Consider the following 2686-nt stretch of genomic DNA (forward strand, 5'->3'; position numbering starts at 1 on the left):
TGGGGAAACTCCTCTAGACAAGTTGGCTGGATGAACGAAGAATCCCGTCGCCTTTAGGCACGGGAGTGTCAAAAAACTCTTAACTCCTCACTTATCACTCCTCGGTCTTTTTACAGCAGAACTTTTCCTAAAATCGGTTCCACAGTTTTAGCAATCTCAGGGACATACACTTGTGAAACGTAGTCAGCAATCATTCTGTCAGTGTTGAACAACGGTGCATTTGTCTTAATGGATGTTTTCATCATCTGCACCCAACGGTGGGGAATGCCTTGGGCATCTTGGTCATAGTATAAAGGAACGATTTCTTCTTCTAACAACTGATAAAGCGATCGCGAGTCAATGCGATCTTGCAATTCTTGGTCGCTAGTATGAGCATCTTCACCAATTGCCCAACCGTTAATTCCTTTGCCATCCTTTCCGGCTTGATAACCTTCGCACCACCAGCCATCGAGAACGCTGCAATTGAGACCGCCGTTAAAGCAGACTTTTTGCCCGCTTGTACCAGAAGCTTCCAGGGGACGACGGGGATTATTCAACCAAACATCCACACCTTGCACCAATTTTTGTCCAGTGTAAATGTCGTAATCTTCAATAAAAGCAACTCGGTTAATAATACCGGAATTGTGACACCATTCCATTAACCGTTGGATAATCCGCTTGCCTTCTTCATCTGCTGGGTGGGCTTTTCCGGCAAAGATAATTTGTACCGGGCGGGAGTTGTTGCCAAAAATCTTTAATGCCCGTTGGGCGTCGCGCAGAATTAGATCCCCACGTTTGTAAGGGCTAAAGCGTCTGGCAAATCCAATGGTTAAGACGTTGGGATCGAGTAAGTTTTCGGTTGCTTGAATGAGTTGCTGATTTTCGCCACGTAACTCCCGCGATTTCTTGACTTTATAACGTGTAAAAGCAATTAATCGTTCTTTGAGAATCAGATGTCGCGACCACAGTTCCTCATCGGGAATTTCGTCAACTTTAGCCCACATCTTGGGATCGACGGCGCGAGTTTTCCAGTCTTCTCCCAGATACTCGTTGTATAAGTCAGCCAACAGTGGTGCAGTCCAAGTGGGTGCATGAACGCCATTGGTAATGTAACCAATTGGTACTGTATCTTCCGATCGCTGCGGAAACAAAACTGTCCACATTTTACGAGAAACTTGCCCGTGCAATTCACTCACACCGTTACAAGCTCGACACATCCGCAGTGCTAAAACCGTCATCCCAAAGGGTTCCCAGGGATCGCCCAGTCGCCTTGCGCCCAAGGCCAAAAATTGCTCGCGGGAAAGTCGCAATTGCGGCCAATAGCTGGCAAAAAAGGAGTCTATTAAGTCTGGTGAGAAGACATCGTGACCGGCGGGAACGGGGGGATGGGTAGTAAATACACAACTATTCCGCACCTTGGCTTCGATGTCGTAGAAGGATTTGCCAGTGCGTTCAATTTCTAAGCGGGCAATTTCCAACGTGCAAAATGCAGCGTGTCCTTCGTTGAGGTGATAGACAGAAGGTTGAATACCCAAAGCATTCAAAGCACGGACACCACCAATACCCAAAACAACTTCTTGGGCAATGCGGGTTTCTAAGTTACCTCCATATAGGTGTCCTGTTAGCCAACGGTCAATGGGATCGTTATCATTGCGATCGCTATCCAATAAATATAATGTCACTCGCCCAACAAGCACTCGCCAAATTTGCACTTTTACCAATCGCTGGCGGACTTGTAACTGGATAGTTATCGCTTCCCCTTGGTCATCTTTAATTAACTCCAGGGGCATTTGCCCAAAGGGGTTGTCAATATAATAATCTTCTTGCCAACCGTGGCGATTCAAGCGTTGCCGGAAATAACCTTGGCGATACAACAAGCCGACACCAACCATCGGTACGCCCAAATCCGATGATGATTTCAGGTGATCCCCAGCCAAAATACCCAAGCCACCAGAGTAAACCGGTAAAGATTCGTGGATGCCAAACTCTGCACAAAAATAAGCAATGGGGTGGTCGTGGGATACTTGCGGTGCAACTCGACTCACCCAAGTATCTTGCTGGGTAATATATCGGTCAAATTCACGCGCCAAGGCGGATATCTGCTTTAGGTAAGATGGGTCTTCTGCTAATTGCGTCAGACGTTCGTAACTTGCTGACTCTAAAATCGCCACTGGATTATGTCCGCATCGTTCCCATTCTTGGGGATCGATGGTTTGGAATAAAGAAACGCGATCGCCACTCCAACTCCACCAATAGTTATAAGCCAAATCTGCTAAACGCTTGAGCGGCAAAGGTAACTTTTCACTCAAGCGTCGTGCTGCTTCTGTTGCACTGTTTTTAACCATACTAATCTACACCCTTCTGTTTTAATTTTTTCTCTGGAGAATAGGAAGTAGGGAGTGGGAGGTGGGGAGATGACAGTTATCAGTTATCTGTTGACTGGTCACTGTTCACTGTCCAATGCCCTGTTTACCCCATGCCCTGTTTAGCCCATTCCTTTAATTTCCTCTTCAGGATTTATGATGCTGAAATCCTCACTGGCTGAATTTTTCCCTGAAGTTGGAGCTGTCGTTCGACATCAAACTTTATCCAAATGAATGGTTTTTACTGTTTTTGGTCTTCTAAAGATTATCTCTGTTTGTTGGAGAAATATGATATTTTTTTATATCAAATTCATTGACATTTTTTTAATTTATTTATTTTATTC

Annotated in this window: 1 protein-coding gene; it reads right to left on the bottom strand. The window is 45.3% G+C overall.

Annotated elements, in window-relative coordinates; all coding sequences use genetic code 11:
- Positions 1–110: 110 nt before the first annotated feature.
- Entirely contained in the window at positions 111–2324 is a 2214-nt protein-coding gene (gene glgP, locus GNE10_RS33645) for an alpha-glucan family phosphorylase (protein WP_185570375.1), read from the bottom strand.
- Between the last annotated feature and the right edge of the window lie 362 nt (positions 2325–2686).

The organism is Nostoc sp. 2RC, assembly GCF_014222165.1.
GTDB classification, from domain to species: domain Bacteria; phylum Cyanobacteriota; class Cyanobacteriia; order Cyanobacteriales; family Nostocaceae; genus Nostoc; species Nostoc linckia.